Here is a 17,944-nt window from a genome sequence, read left to right on the forward strand (position 1 = left end):
CCTCATTCACGAGACATGCGGTGCTGTCGTCCCCGACAGGAGGCGGCGCGGGTTGGTGACCCTGATGGCGTGCGCGGCCGCCTGGCCGATGCCGGGGCCGTCCTTGAAGGCGGTGGCGTACGGCGCGTCCGAACCGTTCACCACGACGTCGATGCCGAGCTCGCGGATGATCGCGTCGATCGCGCGCGGGCCGTACGAAGAGGTCTCCACGAACAGGCCTGGGTCGACCTGGCCGCGGCCGCCGCCCCTGGCGATGAGCCGCTCGGAGTGCAGCGGCGCGAGCCCGGCCAGCAGCGCGAAGCAGACCCGCAGGCGCGGGTGCCTTGGGCGCACCACCGCGCGGAAGTGGTACCACGCCGCGTGCATCTGCTGCACGTACGGCACGAGCGCGGGCCACCACCCCGGCCGGTCGAGCTCGGCCGCGGCCGGTCCCGGGTGGACGAACAGCGGCAGGTCGCGCGAGGTGAGCACCTCGAGCAGCCGGTCGTCGGGCTCGGCGGTCGCGGGGATCTGCAGCCCGGCGAAGCCGCGGTCGAGGTCGGCGGCCAGCCGGTCGGGGTCGACCTCGCTGTGGCAGGTCGCCGCCCACGCGCCGTACGGCTCCGGCAGCTTCAGCGCGCCCTCGTGGTAGGCGTCGATGAGCGGCCACGCCTCCTCGGGCGGCAGCGACTCGATGCCGAGCGGGCTGGACAGGGAGACGAGCGCGAGCTCCAGCCCCGTGGTGTCGCGATCGGCGTGGTCGGCGGGGTCGACCTCGTACGGCGGCTCGCCGTCGAGGATCAGCGTCCAGCCGTCGAGGTAGGGCGGCGTGGTGCGGGCGCGGAGCGCGTCGACGAACGACGGGGTCCACAGATGCTGATGCACATCGATGCTCACGGCCACACCTCCCTCTATTTCCTACTCACAATACAGGTAAACCTGGGCCCATCTTGTGAACCGTTTCAGTGATGCGATTCAGTGAACCGCTTCACCCCCGCCGTTGTCAATGGCTGAGTACGCTTGGCGAATGGCCAGAAAGCGAGCGACCATCAAAGAGGTCGCGCAGGCGACCGGCCTGTCACCTGCAGCCGTCTCCTACGCGCTACGCGGACTCCAGGTCTCGGAGGAGACCATGGAGCGCGTCCGCGCGGCGGCGGCCGAGCTCGGCTACGAAGCCGACCCCATAGCGAGAGCCCTGGCCAGCGGCCGCACCGGCATGATCGGCCTGCTCTGCGGCTCGCTCGAAGACCTCTGGCAGCAGTCCCTCGCGGTCGGCATCAGCAGGGGCCTGCGCGAGAAGGACCGCTACGCGCTGATCCTCGACGCGGTCGGCGACCCAGGCCGCGAGCGTGTCCTCGCCCAGCAACTGCGCGACCAGCGCGTCGACGGCCTCATCGTGCAGCCCGTCGACCCCGCCGCGCCGTTCTGGGCCGACCTGTGCGAGTCGGTGCCGGTCGTCGCGATCGGCGACGGGCTGCCAGGCACGGCGGGCGAGGTGGTCTTCGACAACAGGAGCGGCGTCACGCTCGCCCTCGAACACCTCAAGCGGCTCGGCCACCGCAGGATCGCGGTGCTCACGCCCACGGGCGCCCGCACCCCCGACAGGCCCGCGGACGTCCACGCCAGCGCCGAGGCCGACAGGCTCGGCCTCGACATCGAGGTCGCCCCCGCGCCCTACGGGCTCACGGGCGCCACCGAGGTGGCCCGCGAGGTGCTGGCCGACAAGCGCCACACGGCGGTGTTCTGCTTCTCCGACTCCATCGCCTACGGCGTCTACGCGGCGGCGGCAGAGCGCGGCCTGTCGGTGCCGGATGACGTGTCGGTGATGGGCTACGACGACCATCCCATGTCGGGCCTGCTCACCCCCGGCCTCACCACCGTCGACTGGAACCTCGACGGCATCGTCCGCGCCGCCGTACGCCTGATGGCGGCGGCCGCCGACGGCGCGGCCCGCCGCCGCAGGGTCGTCCAGCAGCCCACGCTGCGCGAACGCGGCTCGGTGCGGCGGATCAGCCGCTGATCAGGCGGAGTTCGGCTCTGGCCGCGTCGAGGTCGGTGTCGAGTGGCCGGTCCCTGTCGCCAGGGGAGCCGCGCTGGGCCAGCGCGCGCCGGGCGGCGACCAGCTCGCAGGCCAGCACGATCTCCAGCGGCTCCACGCAGCGCAGCGCGGCCCGAGCCGCCTGGGTGGCGAAGCTGGCGTGGTCCTCGGTGCCGCGCGAGATGACCGCCGTGCCGCCCGTCACGGGCGCCGACAGCAGGCGCAGCTCCGCGAGGGCGTCATGGGCGACGTACTCCAGGATCATCGCGCCCGACTCGCCCTGCCGTCCCGCGAGGAAGGGGAGCAGCCCCGTGTAGGCGGGCTCCATGAGCGTGGCCAGCCTCGCGGTCGCGAGCTGCGCGGCCGGAACGAGCGCGGCGCGCAGCGTGTCGAGTGCCAGGGCGATCGGCGCGGCGTGGAAGTTGCCGTTGTGCCAGGCGAGTCCGCCGTCGAACAGAGGGTTCTCGTTGGCGGCGTTGAGATCCACCTCGACGGCCCGCACCGCCCGTGCCAGCGCGTCGACGGCCGCTCCGTGCACCTGGGCGAAGGCGCGGAAGCCGTAAGGATCCTGGACCCTGACCGCCTCCTCGGAGGCGAGCAGCCCCCGCAGCCGCGCGGCCACCTCCGCCTGCCCCGGCTGAGGCCTCGCCTCGTGCACGGCGCGCGCCAGCGGTTCGGCAGAGGCGTTGACCGCGGTGAAGGTACGCGCCGCCACGCCGACCGCCGCGTCGAGCAGCAGTTTCATCTCGTGGACCGCGAGCGCCGCGTCGGCCAGCGTGGCCGCGCCCGAGCTGATGAACGGCAGCGCGTCGGCCGACGACAGTTCGAAGCGCGGGCCGGGCCCTGGACCACGCCACTCGCGCTCGCCCAGCAGGCACAGCGCGGTCGTGGCCAGCGCGGTCAGGTCGCCCGTGCCGATCGCGCCATAGGTGCGCGCCGGCGGAGTGTGGCCGCCGTTGATCGCCTCGGCGAGCGCGGGCAGCAGCGCGGGGTCCACGCCCGAGCCGCCCGCGAGGAGCTGGTTCAGCCGGACGACGAGCATCGCCCTCGCCCGTTCGGCCGAGACGAGGGGGCCGGCGCCGCCCGCGTGACTGCGCAACAGGTCGAAGCCGCCCTCCTCGACCGAGGTGTCCTTGTTGGCGCCGACACCCGTGCTCTGGCCGTACACGGGGCCGGTCAGCGACCGCGCCGTACGCCAAGCGGCCCGGGCCCGATCGAGTGAAGCGATCGAGACCGGGCCTCCTGTGGCCACCTGCGCGCAGGTGAGGTTGGTGCCGTCGAGCTCCATCAGTCGGGAAGGACCAGGCTGAGCACCCAGCTCACGATGGAGACCACGATCGCGCCCCAGAAGGCGGGCCAGAATCCGGTGACGTGGAAGGGGACGTCGAGCTGCTGGGACACCCAGCTCGTGAGAAGCATGAGGCCCGCGTTGACGACCAGGGCGAACAGCCCCAGCGTCAGCACGTAGAAGGCGCAGCCGATCGTCTCGATGATCGGCTTGATCACGGCGTTGATCAGACCGAAGATCAGCGCCACGACGAGCAGCGTGCCCCAGTACTTGGCCGTGCCCGTCGAGGTCGTGATCGCGACCCCGCTCACGAGCTGGGTGGCGACCCAGAGAGCTGCCGCCACAACGAGAACTCTGATAATGAACTTCACGCCACAGGATCCTCGCATCTCTGATCGGCGATTCGGTAGAGCCGCGACGTCACCTTCGGCCCCGGTGTCCTGCGATGACTCTAAGTAGTCTGGAGAAGGCGTTACCGAGGCGACATCGCGGGGAAGAGCCCTCCTGGGGAGGGAGTGACATGGACAGTGGAGAACTCGAGACGCTGCCGACGATCGAGCTGCACGAGCGGGCGGTCCACTATGCCGTACGCCACGGGGACTTCGCGTTCATCTGGGACCTGCTCAAGGCGATCCCCGCGGCCGAAGCGGCGAGCGGTCACGGAGGCGAGGTCGTCAACGACCTCAGTCACCTGTCCGCCCTGCTCAGCGACGCCATGGCCTCAGGACACGGAGACCTGGGGGAGGCGCTCAAACCGCTCTACGTCGACTACCTGACGAAGCACCCCGACGCCTAGCCCGCCAGCCTGGTCTCCACACCGTGGTCGGTGAACCCCGGGGTGGTCGTCACGCGCCCGTCCGCGCCCACCACCATGCTCTGGTACGGCCGGCCCGCGGCGAGTTCCCTCCCGAAACGCCTGGCCCTGGCCGTGCCCATGGCGTGCATGGCAGCGGCGTAGGCTCCGGCGGCGCCCAGGTCGGGGCCGACCACGCACACCCACGCCCTGCCGTCGCCCGCGTACTGTGCGCCACCCGCGGTCGCCACGGCCGCGTCGTGGGCGAAGAGCACCCTGGTGGTGACGCCGTCGTAGGGGTCACGCATGCCCACCCTCCAGCGGCGGCCTGGCGCCGAGGAACCGCGCACCCGCGTCCCGCTGCCCGCGGTCACCCGGTGGTCGACCGCGCCCGCGGTGGCCAGGGCGCGCGACAGGCGCTCCACGGCCCAGCCTCGCACGTAGGTCACCGGGTCGAGCCTCTCGCCCCAGCCGCCCGGTTCCTCGCTCAGTTCGTCACACCTGCGCAGGGCCTCGACGACCTCGGGGATCCGCTCGACGGCCCGCCCGTTCTCCCCGGCGGGATGGAAGGCGTCCTCCACCCGGCGCAGCCAGGCGAACGCGTCGTCCAGCAGCGGCGCCAGCTCCCGTTCGGGGAGTGCCGTGCGGATGTCCACGCATACGGGCAGGTTCATCACCATCTGGACACGAGCGGTACCAGGAAAGGTCATGCGGTCACCGTCCCATGGGGGGCATAACGCCCGGCTAAGCCCTTGACCGGAGCTTGGTCAACGCGCCCCTGACATAGCGGACGAAGCCTCGCGGGCCGTACACGTGGACCTTGCGCTGGGAGATGTCGGGCACCAGGCGGCGCAGACCCGAGGCGCTGACCGCCTCCTTCGCCCTGGGGTCGTGCTCGGTGCCCTCCACGAGCACCACGGGCACGCCGAGCTCGCGCAGCTCGCGCGCCTGCTGGGCCTCGCGGGGGTCGCGGGCGCGGTAGAGGACCAGCGTGCTTTCCGGGTCCTTCACCCTGGCGGCGATCGTGGCGGCGCCCACGCCTTCGGCGATCAGCAGCGTGGACGTCCTCGGCTCGGGCCTGCGCTGCCACAGCAGCACCGCCAGCGCCGCGCCGTACAGGAGGAAGGAGCCCGCCCTGCTCTGCCCCGTCACGTACGCCGGCGAGACCAACTGGTGGACCACGAGCAGCGCCCCCGCCAGACAGGCCGCCCACCTGAGGCTGGGGTGCGGCCGCTCCTGCCGGTTCCAGCGCGCCGCCACCAGGCCGAGCACCACCAGTACGGCGGCGCCGACATGGGCGGTCGGGAGCCACGGATAGCTCCAAGCGGGGTGAATTGCTCCAAAGTGTCCCACTGCCGCGCCAGACCAGAAGAGCACCGGCGGGAGAGACTGGGTGCTGGTAGTCATAGAAGAGACAGTCTGCGAAGTACATGAGAGTTGCCTGAAGAGAACATGGGTAAATCCGAAGTTCTGGTTGTGGACGACGAACCCCAGGTGCGCGACGCGATCAGCAGGGCACTCCGCGTCCAGGGATACCGGGTCGCCAGCGCGCCCGACGGGCCGACCGCGCTGGCCGTGGCCGCTGTGGACCGCCCCCACCTGATCGTCCTCGACGTCATGATGCCGGGCATGGACGGCCTCGAGGTCTGCCGCCGCATGCGCGCCGAAGGGGACAGGACGCCCGTCCTCATGCTGACGGCGCTGTCCGGCGTGGGCGACAGGGTGGAGGGGCTCGACGCGGGCGCAGACGACTACGTGGTCAAGCCGTTCGCCCTCGACGAGCTGTTCGCGAGGGTGCGCGCGCTGCTGCGCCGTTCCAACTCCTCCGGGGGAGCGCTGGAGTTCGCGGGACTCGCGCTGAACACCGAGAGCCGACAGGCTCGGCGCGGCGGCAGGGTCTTCGACCTGACAGGGACGGAGGCGGCGCTGCTCGAACTGCTCATGCGCAACGCGGGACAGGTCCTCACCAGAGAGGTCATCCTGGAACGGATCTGGGGATACGACTTCACACCAGGCTCCAACTCGCTGGAGGTCTACATTCGCTACCTGCGGCGCAAGACCGAACACGACGGAGAGCCCCGGTTGATCCAGACGGTGCACGGCCTCGGATACGTGTTGAGGGAGTCATGAGGCTTCATCTAAGGCTCGCGCTCGCGGCGGGCATAGCGGCGGCGCTCTCGGTCCTGCTCGTCCTCGGCGCCGCCTACTACGTCACCTGCCGCAGAGCCGAGAGCGTCATGGGGCAGATCGGGCGCTGGCAGGCGGAGTTCGGCTGGCCGTTCCTCGCCGTGGCGGTGGGCGGACTGGTCATCGCGGCCGTCTTCGGGTGGCTGGCCGCCCGCGCATCGCTCCGCCCCCTGTCGACCCTCACCGCGACGGCCTCCAGGATCGCCGTCACCAGAGACCTCGGACTACGCATCGACGTGGCCCGCGACGACGAGATAGGGAAGCTGGCGGCCAGCTTCAACACGATGCTGGACGCGCTGGAGCGCTCGGCCAAGGCGCAGAAGCAACTCGTCGCCGACGCCTCACACGAGCTGCGCTCGCCGCTGACCGCGGTCCGGACCAACGCGGAACTCCTGGTGCGCGGGGACGTGCCGGCCGAGGAACGCGACGAGGTGGGGCAGGCGGTCGTCTACGGGCTCGAGGAGCTGAGCGGGCTGGTGTCGGACCTGGTTGAACTGGCCAGGGACGAGGAGCCCGTGGCGCTGGTGGAGGACGTGCGGCTCGACGAGATCGTCACGCACGAGGTGACCAGGGCGGGGCTGCACTGGTCGGCGACCAGGTTCACGGTGTCGGTGGAGCCGACGGTGGTGCGGGGAGTCCCCGACCGGCTGGCGCGCGCGGTCGGGAACCTGCTGGACAACGCGGCCAAGTACGGGGCGCCGGAGGAAGCGGTGGAGGTGACGCTGCGGGACGGGGTGCTGGAGGTTCGGGACCACGGGCCGGGCATTCCGGTGTCGGACCTGCCGTTCGTCTTCGACCGGTTCTACCGGTCCGGTGAGGCACGGGCCAAGCCGGGGTCGGGACTGGGGCTGGCGATCGTACGGCAGGTCGTGGACAGCCACGGGGGGACTGTGTCGGCGGTCTCGGTACCGGACGGAGGGACACTGGTTCGCCTGATCCTCCCCGCGATGGCGTAACCCTGCACAGCACCCACGCCTTTCTCGCGCCCCGCGTTTCGCGCCCCTGGCCTTCGCGTGCCCTTGGCCTTCGCACCCCTCGCCCTGTGGGGTCCTGGGAACCCACGCGGTCCCGGGAACGCCCTGGGAACCTCTTGTCACCTGGGATCCCGTCGCCCCCTCGATGCCGGTGGCGGGTCGGCCGGGTCAGTCAGGTCCTTTGGGCGCCGCCGTACCCCATGGTGGGCGGAGGAAAGTCGGCCGCACGAGGCCCGGATACTCCCGGTAGGTTTACCGGCATGGCTAACGTGCGTGTTGAGCGGACAGATGATGGTTTCGTGGCGACCAACGCCCGCGGTGCGCGGGTCGAGATCGGCGGTGGCGACCAGGACGGCGTCTTCACCCCCGTCGAGCTGCTCCTGGCCGCCGTCGGCGGGTGCAACATCGTGACCGTGGAACCGCTCACGGCCAAGCGAGGGCACCGCCTGCTACGGCTGGCGATGACGGTCGAGGCGGAGAAGGTCGAGCCCAGCAAGCTCGGCCCGATCACCGTGACCTACGACGTGGAGGTCCCCTCCGAAGAGGCCGACGAGGTATTCAGGGCCGTGGCCGAACGGGTGGAGGAGAAGCACTGCACGGTCAGCCGTTCCCTCAGGGAGGGCACGGAGGTCCGCTTGGAGCTCCCCTAGGCTGATTAGGGCGATAATCGACCCTGGTATGACGCGTCCGTTGCATTCGCCTCTGTAACGTTGAAGCAGGTCAAGGGTGCTGCGACTGACTTGCAGAGCTTTTGCCGAGGCGGACGCGGAGGGGGACCGTCGTCTGCTGAGCGGGACCGCCGACACTTCGGGGGAAGGTGTCGGCCTGGACCGCGGTAGATCGGGGCCGGATGGTTTTGGGGGAAACCGTCCGGCCCCGATTCATGTGTACTGTCTTGGGGTGCACAAGCTCCTCCTTGACTGTGACCCTGGCATCGACGACGCTCTGGCCATCGCGCTGGCAGCGGGTTCTCCCGAGATCGAACTGGTCGGCATCACCACCGTCGGCGGCAACGTCAGCCTCGACCTGACCACCGCCAACGCCCTCGCGCTCCGCGAGTTCTACCGACTCGGCGACGTCCCGGTCACCCCGGGCAGCGCCGGAGCCCTCCTCGGGGCCGGAGTCCGCGCCGAATCCATCCACGGCGCCACCGGCCTGGGCGGCGTCACCCTTCCCGCGCCGGTCAACGGGGTCGCCGACGGGCACGCCGTCGACTACATCATCGAAACCCTCCGCTCGGCGCCCGGCGAGATCACCCTCGTCGCCGTGGGCCCGCTCAGCAACATCGCTCTCGCCGTACGGCGTGAGCCCCGCATCGTCGAGTGGGTACGCGACTTCGTGATCATGGGTGGCTCCTACACCCGCGGCAACCACACGCCCGCCGCCGAGTTCAACATCAAGGCCGACCCCGCGGCGGCATCGATCGTGTTCGACGCGGGGTGGCAGGTGACCATGGTCGGCCTCGACGTCACCCTGACCGCCGTCGTCACCGAGTCGATCCTGGACCGGATGCGATCCTTGGGCCGGCTGGCCGACCTCGTGGTGCCGATCTCCCAGTTCTACGGCGTCGTGAAGGCCGACGGCGGCCCCGCCATCCACGACGCGGTCGCCGTCGCGCACGTCATCGACCCCACCCTGCTGACCCTCGTCCCCGCCGTCGTGAACGTCGAGACGGTCGGGACGTACACGGCCGGCATGACGGTCACGGACTTCAAGGTAGAAGGGCGTGTACCGAACGCCGCCGTGGCGGTCGACCTCGACGTGGACCGCTTCTGGAAGCTGATGCTGGAGTCGTACGAGAGGCTGGCGGCCAGGATGGCGTGATGTGCGAGTGGTGGTTGGCTGCTGCTACAGTTACACCTGTCGCAAGCGCCGCTAGCTCAGTTGGTTAGAGCAGCTGACTCTTAATCAGCGGGTCCGGGGTTCGAGTCCCTGGCGGCGCACAGACAAAACCCCAGCTCGGTATACCTGAGCTGGGGTTTCTTCGTTGGACACCCGGCGTGAGTGTTAGCAGTGCAGTAGCTCGCCTAGCGGTGCTCGCGGTGCGGTCGTGCTCATCTGCGCCGGATCTGGCAGATCGTCGATCTTGACACAGTGTATGTCCGTGATTGGGGTGGACGTCCCGACGAAACGTGACTGTCCACTGACTCACTGGAGTCGGCCTTCACGTAACAGGGTGACGGGACCACCCGATCTCGCCGTACCCCATGGACCGCGCTCTATAGGGCGGGAAGGTCGTACACAGTGACCGGGATGCCGTGCTCGACCAGGCGGCGGGTGATGAGTGGTTCGATCCGGTCCCAGCTGCCGCCGGCCAGCCCCGCGCCGATGCGCGGCATGTGCACGTTCGCGCCGAGCTCCACGGAATGGGACGCGAGCGTCTCCAAGCAGCGATCGAGGGCGTCATATCGGATGGGCGGGCCGTCCTCGGTCGCCCGGACACCGTGTTGGCCGATCATGTTCGCCACCCAAAGATCCGGTCCGACCTCGACGAGTTGGACGGTGCCCAGTACAAAGCCTTCACCTGAGCGGTGCCACGCGCGGTAGCCGTCCTCAGGCTCCGGCCAACGCTCGGAGAGGGCGACGACGAAGCCGCGCCCCCAGCGGCCGAGGTCGTCGCATTTTCCGACCTCGCCCGCTGATTCGCTCGATGGGGCGCGGGTGCCCACGTTGCGAACATGCCCGCCACGTGATGGCAGGGATCGGGCAGGCGGACATCTGTAAGCGGCCATGAGAATGTCCTGGTCAGCGGACATCTGTGTCCAGGTAGACGGACATAGAGGTCCAGGCTTGCGGACCTCGGAATCGGAAATCCCGGTCGATGGCCAGATGAATGTCTCGACCTCTCCTCTCCAACGCAAAGGAACACCTGCCACGATTCCCTCTCATCGTGCTCGATCACCTGCGAGGCGGCCTTCCAGAAGTACAGCCCGGACGCGCTCTCCGTGCTCGCCCCGCCGCAATCCAGTGCGCGTGTTCTAGAGCCGGGCTGTGCAGCGGTCGCACTTGGCAGGCGGCACCGGCCGCACATCGCTCCAGCCCACCTCCCTGACGATCTCGGCGCGCCAGGCAGCGCCCTTGGGAGTCAGGTCTTGCTCCCCGAGCAACCGGCCAGTCCTGCGGTCGATCACGAATTGCCCCCCCGTGAATTGGAGGGCCAGCCCGTCGAGCCCGAACGTCCCGGGAATGTCGTCGACCACCTTGACGTCCGGCGAATTCGCCAGGAGAAGATAGGCGGCAGCCCTGGTGCCAGGCGTCGCTGGTGAGTCGATGAGCCGTGAGACGGCCAGCCTGAGCCACGCCTCGCGCTCGGCTGCCCTCTTCGAAGAATCAGTCGTGTTTCGTCTTGACCCGCGACCCGTTCGGGTTGCCCTCCCGGTGGCAGATGTGAACGTGGGCAGCCCGGCATTCGCCGCAGAGCGCGTCCTCTCGAAGGTGCAGATCAACCAGGTGAAGACTGGTCAGTTCCCCGATCCGGAAGCCTCCATCAGCCAGCTAGGTGACCACCATCCTGTCCCTGGCCGTCCCGAGCTCCTCCAGCAGCGCCTGCCTGGCGCCCTCCGGAGTCATCTTGGGATGGCGCTTCACGCGGCGCTTCGGTCGAAGCGGGTTGGCTGGCATCTCCCGAAGCACATGCCCGAGAAACGCCCTCTGCCGATCGGCCTTCGTCGGCAACCGGGACCCGCTCAGGACCTCGCCGAGCTCCTTGTTGATCCCCAGGGTTGCAGCCTGGAAGAGGTAGAACCGCTTCAAAGCGGCAGTAGCCGTGTCCAATGTGCTCTGTCGATAGGGCTTCTTCCCCACCCGCCACGGCGAGCCGAACGGGCCGGCGAACTCCGCGCCTACCGCCCCCATGTAGCGGCAGACATCTCGGAACGACGCAGTCTCTGACGCGAGTTCCTCCTGGCCGAGCCACCGCAGATGATCGACCAGCAGATACGCGTAGGTCCTCGCCGTACCCACCTCAAGCGACCGGAGAAGCCCATCCGCTGCTTCATGGATGAAGCCGTCCGGCCCGACGATCGTGTATCCGGACCCGGCCATCGCGCCGACGAACTTCCTGAACCCCTCAGGTCGTCGATCACAACCCTCAGTGGCTTCATAGGGAACCCGCACCCACAGTGACGTATCGAACACACATGGCGATCATGCCCAGTTAACGTAGCAGCGACGTTCCCAGGCGGCTGTTAGGAAGACGTAAAGATCACTACAGGTGCAGGCTGGTTATGTTGCACACGTGGCAGATGATCCGCGGTCCTTCGCCGAGAGGAGCGGTCGCGTCGCCGGCCACGTAGGAGATCACAGTCGGGACTCTACGCTCGCCCGCCGACAGAACGCGGGCTCGTCGAGGCGGCACCAGGCGTTCGGGCCGGGGATCGGCCCACGCCGACGTCTGTCTCGCCGACCGGCGGTTCGAGCGTGGCCGATGCTCACTGCTCCGCTACGTTCGGTCGAGCGCCGATGGGATAGCGCCGGCATCCTGGCGAGGGGGCCAGCACGTGGGCGGTCGCGGTGAACAGCGGCTGAGGTAGCCGATCGGGCGCGAACCACTTCCAGGAGGCGAACACCTCCGGTTCGGTGACCCGAGCGCTGGTACGGCCCGCGGTCATGGCCACGGCCGCCGTCACCCGGGCTCTCCCTCCCTGGCTGTCCAGGATCACGGTGGTGACCAGCGGCAGGCTCGCATCGTGGATGCCGGTCTCCTCGGCGAGTTCTCTCACGGCAGCCGCCTCGAAGGTCTCTCCGGGCTCGACGGCACCGCCGGGCAGGCACCATGAGGGATTCTCGCCAGCCTTGATCCGCTCGCCCAGGAGGATCCGTCCCTCCGAGTCGGTGAGTACGACGCCGACACCGATGATCCCCATCAGTGTGTTCCTCGGGCCGGGAGCCGGAAGACTTGGCTGGCGTGCCAGGCGATGTGGGCGAGTTCGGGACTGCTCAGTCCGGGCTGGGGCTCGCGGATCGGTCGCCCTGCCAGGCTGAGTACGAGGTCGCGGGCGGTGGTGGAGCGGCCGACGAATCGAGCGGAGACGGTGACGGTGCGTTCGGCGGTCAGGCCGAGCACGCCCTTGTCGAAGAGTTTGTGATGCAGTGCCCACAGACACAGTCCGTTGGCCAGGTCGTCGGGGCCTTCGAAGGCCCACCAGCGTACGTGGGCGGCGTCCAGGCCGACGGCCATGCCGTCGAGCCAGCCGTCGTAGGAACAGAAGGCGCAGGCGTACTCGTAGGCCATCAGCACCTTCTCCCGGAAGGCGGGGTCGCGTCGGGTGGCGGAAGTGGCTGGCGGTCGGATGCCGGGGGCTTCCCCGCTGTCGAGGTCCAGGCCGACGAGCCGGCAGATGTCGGCGTGCAGTGAGGCGGGGAAGTTGGCGTCGAGAAGGTGGCGGGCGATGCGGACGGCCAGGGTGGGATCTTCGGCCAGGGCGCGGGCGAGGTCGGGTTGGAGACGCCCGGTGGCTTTGGACGCTCGAAGTCGTCCCAGCTCGGGGCCGGGGCTGCCGGGACCGGTCGCGGTGTCGACGATCCAGAGGCCATCGCTGGTGAGGTGGTGGAAGGGATAGCCGGGGCTGGTGTCGCGTGGTGGGCCGTACTCTTTGAGCAGTTTCTTCAGGTCGCTCTCGGTGTCGGTGAAGGTGATCGGGCGGTTGCCGTACTGCTGGAAGCGACCCAGGACATACAGGAGTAAAAGAGGCTTGTGTGGGGCGCGTTCGCCGGCTCGGGTCCAGCGCCGGATTCCGGCGATCCGCTCGATCCAATCCACAATTGCCCAGTCTACGGCGAACCGATCTTCGCGCCCGGCACCAGGCGATCAGGCTCGGGGCCTTGACCAGGCGACGCCGTCGGTCTTGTCGTGTTCGGATCAGGAGACGACCGCGTGGGGATTTCCGTTCGGCCACACGCAGGGAGAGGTCGAGGCCAGGTAAAGGTCGTCGCCTTCGGCCCAGACCAGGGCGAGGATGAATCCGTCAGGTCGTGATTCGCCACCGATGCTGGGGTGGCCGACCTGCCAGCCTCCAGTCGAGATGATCGCGTGTCCTTCGCTTTCCCAGTAGGCGCGGACCTGGCGGGCGATGTTCATGTTCTCGGCGTTGGGTACGTCCCGTAGCCAGTACTTGCGGTTGATCACGACCTGGCCTTCGGATTCACCCCTGTCCAGGCAGGTGCTGGGCGGGACGGAGATCGGCATGAGTTCCAGCCGCGGTTCGGGTGTGAGCGCCGCAGCGGTGTCGTGTATGAGCTGATCGACACGGGCGATCGCCTCAGCCTGAGTGATGGTGGATTCATTCACGGCGCATCCCGACAAAGAGAAGGAGAGGAGAGCGAGGAGGATCCGGAGCACGGGCATGTACCTGTTCAACTCGGGGGCGGGTCGTGGGCGAGCTCTGGCATGAGGAGCTGAGGCCGGTTGTTCATTGGTGCGGGATGCTCGATCTCGTCGTACTGGGCATTGATGATGCGACCCATGTTCCGCAGGGACGTGGAGTCCTGGTTCCAGTAGCTGCTGTGGGCGGCGGTGTAGACGTCGCGCTGGACCGGGAAGTGTTGGGCGCCGAAGGCGTCGTGGCCGGGGTCGGTGCCGAATCTGCCCAGCGCGGCGACGGGGTCGTTGCCGGCCTCGCCGACCCAGACGTGCTTGGGGTCGACGCCTAGCTGGCCGGCGTGGTCGACGCCGACGCCGGGGCTGCCCACGAAGATGAAGTCGTCAGCCAGCCGTCCTGGGCGGAGGACGGCGGCGTGGCCGGTGGTGAGGGAGCCGTAGCTGTGGCCGACGATGACGCTGCGAGCCGTACCGGAGGGCAGGTGGGAGGCGCACAGGCCGTCGGCGAAGGCTGCCAGTGCGGCGCCGCCCTTGGCGGCGGCGTGCTGGAAGGCCACTGACGTGCTGGGTTCGAAGACGCCTGGGTCTATCTGGGGTGCGTCGTAACCGAGCCAGGTGATCGAGGCGATGGTCCTGTCGCCGCTGGAGGCGGTGGCCTGTTGCCACAGGGCGCGGGAGCGTTGCAGGTCGCCGTGGGCGCCGTCCAGTCCTGAGGTGAGGCCGGAGACGGAGGTGACCGTCGTGTCGGCGGTGTCCGGGTTTCCCCAGGAGATGATCAGCCGGCCTTGCCCCTTCACGTCGAACGCCAGCAGGAGGGGTGGTGGGTGTCCGGGGACGGGCCGGAGTTCGTGCTCGATGAGCTCGATGCGGCGGAGCCGGTTGGCGATGCGTTCCCAGTTGCCGAGGAGCAGGGGCGCGTTGGCCTGGAGCAGTTCAGCGGTGGCGGCGTCGCGTTCACGGGTCAGCCGGGCCCTTTCCGTCGCGAGCAGGCGCCGGTTCGCCTGGTCGCGGACGGTCGTGGGAAGGCCGTTGAGGAGTCCGAGGCCCGCCGTGTCGAGGAGGTGTCCCCGTAGCGGGGTGGCCAAGGTCTGCCACCAGGCGTTCACCCGTGCGGCCAGGCCGGGGTCACGACCCTGCTCCTGTACGGCGAGCAGGCGGGTGATCGCGTCGTTGTCGCCGCCGGCCAGGCGGGACAGGAGTGTTCCTGCGCCCATCGGGTCCGTTGCGTGCGCGCCGAACAGGCCGTAGGCGGTGATCCCTGAGGGGAGCGACGTGTCGGGAACGGTTTGCCGGATCTGAGCAAGTCTGCGGCGGAGGTCGCTGGTTTGCGTGGTGGACCACGTGGCGAGGTGGCCGATCGTGTGGCCTGGGTGGGTGGGCAGGCCGTGTCCGGCCAGTTCGGCCGCGATGCGGGAGCCGGTGGTCGCGAGTGCGTGTCCGGCGTGGTCGAGGGAGGACACCAGGGCGGTCATGGCCTGCGGGTCGATCCCGTGGAAGCCGAAGGGAGCCGCGCTCATCGTCGTGATCGACGTGGTCAGGGCCGGAATGGGCGGGTGCGGGCCGCCTTGCCGTACGACGAGGTCTGCGAGGGCGTGCAGGGCGCTGGTCAGCGACGACTGCAGGGTGGAGCGCCGGCGGGCGAGCTCGGCGGTGAAGGCGGGGGCGCCGCCGCCGACCCAGGCGTGTGTTCGCATGAGTCGTACCGGTGTGTCGAGTTCGGCGTGGTGCTCGGTTGCGAGTGCCGCCACTCGTCCGAACGCTGCCTGCGCTGCGTCGTGATCGGCCATGGCGGGGTTCAGGATGTCAGGGCAGATGGCGGCCGTTCAGGAGATCGGCGGCTCACCCGTGTTTCTCCCGAAGGCCCGCTTTCTGGGGCGCTGAGGTGTTCTGACAGCTGTGAATTGGGCCTTGTAAGGGGCTTGTCATGCCTCTACGATCGCGAAAATCCTTAGGAAGCTTTCCTATAAAAAGGAGTTGATCAGGTGCTCAGGCAACGGATCATGGCGCCTCTCGCGGCCATCGCGCTGATGGTGGGGGTGCTGACCGCCGTCCTTCCGACGGCTTCCGCCTACGCCGCCGACTGTGCCGCCGCGTGGAGCTCGTCGGCCGTCTACAACGGCGGCGCGCGAGTCTCCCACAACGGCCGCAACTGGTCGGCGAAGTGGTGGACGCAGAACGAGGCCCCCGGCACCGCGGATGTCTGGGCGGGCCAGGGCACCTGCGGCGGTGGGACGACGCCGCGGCCCTCCACGTGCGATCACCCGAACTGGGTCGCCGGGCAGTGGTACGCCGCAGGGAGCATCGTGCGCTACACCGACCGCAAGTACTACAGAGCCGAACACGACAACCCGGGCTACGACCCGACGATCAGTACGTGGTACTGGGACCCCTACACCTGCGGGGGACCCACCCCCACGGACCCGCCGCCGTCACCGGGAGGATTCGTCGTCACCGAGGCGCAGTTCGGCCAGATGTTCCCCAGCCGCAACTCCTTCTACAGCTACAGCGGGCTGACCAGCGCCATGAGCGCCTTCCCCGCCTTCGCGAAGACCGGCAGCGACACGGTGAGGAAGCAGGAGGCCGCCGCCTTCCTCGCGAACGTCAACCACGAGACCGGTGGGCTCGTCCACATCGTGGAGCAGAACACGGCCAACTACCCCCACTACTGCGACGCCTCCAAGCCGTACGGCTGCCCCGCCGGGCAGGCCGCCTACTACGGTCGCGGCCCGATCCAGCTGAGCTGGAACTTCAACTACAAGGCGGCGAGTGACGCGCTCGGCCTCAACCTGCTGCAGGATCCATGGCGGGTCGAGCGGGAGTCGGCCGTGGCGTGGAAGACCGGGCTCTGGTACTGGATGACCCAGAACGGCCCCGGCACGATGACCGCCCACAACGCCATGGCCAACGGCCACGGTTTCGGCCAGACGATCCGCAGCATCAACGGCAGCCTGGAGTGCGACGGCCGCAACCCCGCGCAGGTCCAGAGCCGGATCGACGCCTACCAGCGCTTCACCCAGATCCTCGGCGTCCCGGCCGGCGGCAACCTGAGCTGCTAGACCACCGACAGCGGCAGGGCGACCCGGTAGGAGCCCCCAGGCCGGCCTTGCTGACCTGGGGCTTCTCGATGATCGGGTGCCCGGGCTGAGCCGTCGCACCCGCGGTCCCGGTGTCGCCGGGGTGACCGCGGGGAAAGGTCCCGGCGTGATCGCGGCGCTCCTGATCGCTCTGGCCCTGTCCGGTGGGGCCCGGCGTCGCGGTCGTGGTGAAGGCCGACGGTGAACGCTTCGGCCCGACGAGCTGAGGGCGACGGCCGAAGGTGTCAGGCGGTCCACCTGTAGTGGGCGTCGGGAAGTCCTTCCTCGTTCTGGTCGCCCGTCGCGACCAGGCTGAAGCCGTGGCGTTCGTAGAAGCGGATCGCCCCGCCGTTCGCCTGGAAGACGTGCAGGTCGAGGGCGGCCCTGTCCCGCCTGGCCCGCTCCAGCAGCGTGGTTCCGAACCCGGCGCCCTGGGCCGAGGGGGCCAGGTAGAGGTGCTCCAGCCACCCCTCCAGCACCGCCGCGAACCCGACGACGTCCGAGCCTTCGCAGGCCACCCACACCTCGTGCGACGGGAGCACCAGGTTGGCGATCCACCACCTGGTCTCCTCGTCGGTGTGCAGGCGCGGCAGGTAGGTCATCTCGGCGCGGGCGGCGAGGAAGACGTGGGCGATCGGCCCGGCATCCGCCCCGGACGCCTCCCTGACCTTCACGCCAGCATCTCCCGGGCGGTCATGAGCGCGAACCCGAGCAGGTTCAGCCCCTCCCAGGTCGTGGGAGAGGCGGCCCTGGAGTCGGAGGCGACCAGCCCGATGCCCCAGATCCTGTCGTGCGGGCTGGCCTCGACCAGCACGCGTCCCGAGGTGCCGAGCAGGAACTCCTTCAGGGAGTCGTGCTGGCCGAACTTGGCGACGGACCCGCGCACCACGATGTCGAACCTGTGCGCGTTCCACGTCTCCTCGTCGAAGCCCTTGACGGTACGGCCGAGCTTCTTGGCCTCGCCGGGGTGGCCGGCCGCCAGGATGGCCGACGCGGCGTCGTCGTCGCCGAACAGCCACGCCTTGTGCGCCATCATGTAGTGCTCGGCGGAGGCGAAGGCGTGGCCGTCCTCGGTGAAGGTGACAGGCCACCACTGGCTGAGGCAGCCGGGGCCGACGCCGCCGTCGCGGGCGGGCTGGTGGCCCCAGAAGTACAGGTAGCGGAGCGACCGGCCGGCCTGCTCAGCGGCGATGAGCTCGTCGAGGGTGTGGAGAGACACGGTCACACCGTGCCATAGCTGGCCGGTGGCCACCAGCCGATATCCGGGCTGAGCCGCCGGCACGCCTTCCCGG

At 69.3% G+C, this 17,944-nt stretch carries 21 protein-coding genes and 1 tRNA gene; 8 read left to right on the forward strand and 14 right to left on the reverse strand.

Annotated features, from left to right (window positions below; genetic code table 11):
• Positions 1 to 6 precede the first annotated feature (6 nt).
• Entirely contained in the window at positions 7 to 876 is an 870-nt protein-coding gene (locus AB0B45_RS07060) for an amidohydrolase (RefSeq protein WP_358126600.1), read from the reverse strand.
• A 130-nt stretch (positions 877 to 1,006) separates the two neighbouring features.
• Here AB0B45_RS07060 and AB0B45_RS07065 point away from each other — a divergent pair, with 130 nt between their 5' ends.
• Positions 1,007 to 1,999 (forward strand): LacI family DNA-binding transcriptional regulator, encoded by a 993-nt coding sequence (locus AB0B45_RS07065; protein ID WP_358126603.1) that lies wholly within the window; start codon positions 1,007 to 1,009, stop codon positions 1,997 to 1,999.
• Here the strand turns inward: AB0B45_RS07065 and AB0B45_RS07070 are convergent.
• Together AB0B45_RS07070 and AB0B45_RS07075 are read right to left on the reverse strand one after the other, a co-directional pair.
• On the reverse strand, positions 1,989 to 3,305 hold the full coding sequence (locus tag AB0B45_RS07070; RefSeq protein ID WP_358126605.1) for an aromatic amino acid ammonia-lyase: 1,317 nt from the start codon (positions 3,303 to 3,305) through the stop codon (positions 1,989 to 1,991). The genes AB0B45_RS07065 and AB0B45_RS07070 overlap by 11 nt on opposite strands.
• The gene (locus tag AB0B45_RS07075) at positions 3,305 to 3,676 is read right to left on the reverse strand and encodes a phage holin family protein (RefSeq protein ID WP_358126607.1); all 372 of its coding nucleotides are present in this window, start codon (positions 3,674 to 3,676) and stop codon (positions 3,305 to 3,307) included. The genes AB0B45_RS07070 and AB0B45_RS07075 overlap by 1 nt, the downstream gene beginning before the upstream one ends.
• Before the next feature lie 149 nt (positions 3,677 to 3,825).
• Here AB0B45_RS07075 and AB0B45_RS07080 point away from each other — a divergent pair, with 149 nt between their 5' ends.
• On the forward strand, positions 3,826 to 4,101 hold the full coding sequence (locus AB0B45_RS07080) for a hypothetical protein (protein WP_358126610.1): 276 nt from the start codon (positions 3,826 to 3,828) through the stop codon (positions 4,099 to 4,101).
• On the opposite strand, the gene AB0B45_RS07085 is transcribed toward AB0B45_RS07080, so the two are convergent.
• Together AB0B45_RS07085 and AB0B45_RS07090 are read right to left on the reverse strand one after the other, a co-directional pair.
• Positions 4,098 to 4,808: an FAD:protein FMN transferase gene (locus AB0B45_RS07085; RefSeq protein WP_358126613.1), complete on the reverse strand. Its 711-nt coding sequence runs from the start codon at positions 4,806 to 4,808 to the stop codon at positions 4,098 to 4,100. The genes AB0B45_RS07080 and AB0B45_RS07085 overlap by 4 nt on opposite strands.
• A 34-nt stretch (positions 4,809 to 4,842) precedes the next feature.
• Positions 4,843 to 5,505 (reverse strand): hypothetical protein, encoded by a 663-nt coding sequence (locus AB0B45_RS07090; protein ID WP_358126615.1) that lies wholly within the window; start codon positions 5,503 to 5,505, stop codon positions 4,843 to 4,845.
• 45 nt (positions 5,506 to 5,550) lie between these two features.
• Between AB0B45_RS07090 and AB0B45_RS07095 the strand changes: the two genes are divergently transcribed.
• The 5 genes from AB0B45_RS07095 to AB0B45_RS07115 all read left to right on the forward strand — a co-directional run bounded on the left by AB0B45_RS07095 (position 5,551) and on the right by AB0B45_RS07115 (position 9,202).
• Positions 5,551 to 6,228 (forward strand): response regulator transcription factor, encoded by a 678-nt coding sequence (locus tag AB0B45_RS07095; protein ID WP_358126618.1) that lies wholly within the window; start codon positions 5,551 to 5,553, stop codon positions 6,226 to 6,228.
• A complete protein-coding gene (locus AB0B45_RS07100) occupies positions 6,225 to 7,241 on the forward strand; it encodes a HAMP domain-containing sensor histidine kinase (RefSeq protein WP_358126621.1) in 1,017 nt (338 codons plus the stop codon). Before AB0B45_RS07095 ends, AB0B45_RS07100 begins: the two co-directional genes overlap by 4 nt.
• Before the next feature lie 317 nt (positions 7,242 to 7,558).
• Positions 7,559 to 7,909 carry an OsmC family protein gene (locus AB0B45_RS07105; RefSeq protein WP_358126623.1) on the forward strand — a complete coding sequence of 117 codons (351 nt, stop codon included), beginning with the start codon at positions 7,559 to 7,561 and terminating at the stop codon, positions 7,907 to 7,909.
• Positions 7,910 to 8,159: 250 nt separating this feature from the next.
• Positions 8,160 to 9,083 (forward strand): nucleoside hydrolase, encoded by a 924-nt coding sequence (locus AB0B45_RS07110; RefSeq protein WP_358126625.1) that lies wholly within the window; start codon positions 8,160 to 8,162, stop codon positions 9,081 to 9,083.
• A 45-nt stretch (positions 9,084 to 9,128) separates the two neighbouring features.
• Positions 9,129 to 9,202 (forward strand) — tRNA-Lys (locus AB0B45_RS07115).
• A 276-nt stretch (positions 9,203 to 9,478) separates the two neighbouring features.
• Here AB0B45_RS07115 and AB0B45_RS07120 read toward each other — a convergent pair.
• The 7 genes from AB0B45_RS07120 to AB0B45_RS07150 all read right to left on the reverse strand — a co-directional run bounded on the left by AB0B45_RS07120 (position 9,479) and on the right by AB0B45_RS07150 (position 15,326).
• Entirely contained in the window at positions 9,479 to 9,928 is a 450-nt protein-coding gene (locus tag AB0B45_RS07120) for an Appr-1-p processing protein (protein ID WP_358126627.1), read from the reverse strand.
• A gap of 309 nt (positions 9,929 to 10,237) precedes the next feature.
• Positions 10,238 to 10,459 carry a hypothetical protein gene (locus tag AB0B45_RS07125; RefSeq protein WP_358126629.1) on the reverse strand — a complete coding sequence of 74 codons (222 nt, stop codon included), beginning with the start codon at positions 10,457 to 10,459 and terminating at the stop codon, positions 10,238 to 10,240.
• A gap of 295 nt (positions 10,460 to 10,754) precedes the next feature.
• A complete protein-coding gene (locus tag AB0B45_RS07130; RefSeq protein WP_358126632.1) occupies positions 10,755 to 11,396 on the reverse strand; it encodes a hypothetical protein in 642 nt (213 codons plus the stop codon).
• A 293-nt stretch (positions 11,397 to 11,689) separates the two neighbouring features.
• Positions 11,690 to 12,124, reverse strand: a complete 435-nt coding sequence (locus AB0B45_RS07135) for an NUDIX domain-containing protein (protein WP_358126635.1) — start codon at positions 12,122 to 12,124, stop codon at positions 11,690 to 11,692.
• On the reverse strand, positions 12,124 to 13,020 hold the full coding sequence (locus tag AB0B45_RS07140) for a phosphorothioated DNA-binding restriction endonuclease (RefSeq protein ID WP_358126638.1): 897 nt from the start codon (positions 13,018 to 13,020) through the stop codon (positions 12,124 to 12,126). The genes AB0B45_RS07135 and AB0B45_RS07140 overlap by 1 nt, the downstream gene beginning before the upstream one ends.
• Before the next feature lie 99 nt (positions 13,021 to 13,119).
• A complete protein-coding gene (locus AB0B45_RS07145) occupies positions 13,120 to 13,599 on the reverse strand; it encodes a hypothetical protein (protein ID WP_358126642.1) in 480 nt (159 codons plus the stop codon).
• 14 nt (positions 13,600 to 13,613) lie between these two features.
• The gene (locus tag AB0B45_RS07150) at positions 13,614 to 15,326 is read right to left on the reverse strand and encodes an alpha/beta hydrolase (RefSeq protein ID WP_358126645.1); all 1,713 of its coding nucleotides are present in this window, start codon (positions 15,324 to 15,326) and stop codon (positions 13,614 to 13,616) included.
• Between the two features lie 234 nt (positions 15,327 to 15,560).
• Here AB0B45_RS07150 and AB0B45_RS07155 point away from each other — a divergent pair, with 234 nt between their 5' ends.
• Positions 15,561 to 16,634: a glycoside hydrolase family 19 protein gene (locus AB0B45_RS07155; protein WP_358126647.1), complete on the forward strand. Its 1,074-nt coding sequence runs from the start codon at positions 15,561 to 15,563 to the stop codon at positions 16,632 to 16,634.
• 263 nt (positions 16,635 to 16,897) lie between these two features.
• On the opposite strand, the gene AB0B45_RS07160 is transcribed toward AB0B45_RS07155, so the two are convergent.
• On the reverse strand, positions 16,898 to 17,326 hold the full coding sequence (locus AB0B45_RS07160; RefSeq protein WP_358126650.1) for a GNAT family N-acetyltransferase: 429 nt from the start codon (positions 17,324 to 17,326) through the stop codon (positions 16,898 to 16,900).
• A complete protein-coding gene (locus tag AB0B45_RS07165) occupies positions 17,323 to 17,871 on the reverse strand; it encodes an NADAR family protein (RefSeq protein ID WP_358126653.1) in 549 nt (182 codons plus the stop codon). Before AB0B45_RS07165 ends, AB0B45_RS07160 begins: the two co-directional genes overlap by 4 nt.
• Positions 17,872 to 17,944: the final 73 nt, after the last annotated feature.

This window comes from Nonomuraea sp. NPDC049152 (assembly GCF_040648355.1).
Classification (GTDB): domain Bacteria; phylum Actinomycetota; class Actinomycetes; order Streptosporangiales; family Streptosporangiaceae; genus Nonomuraea.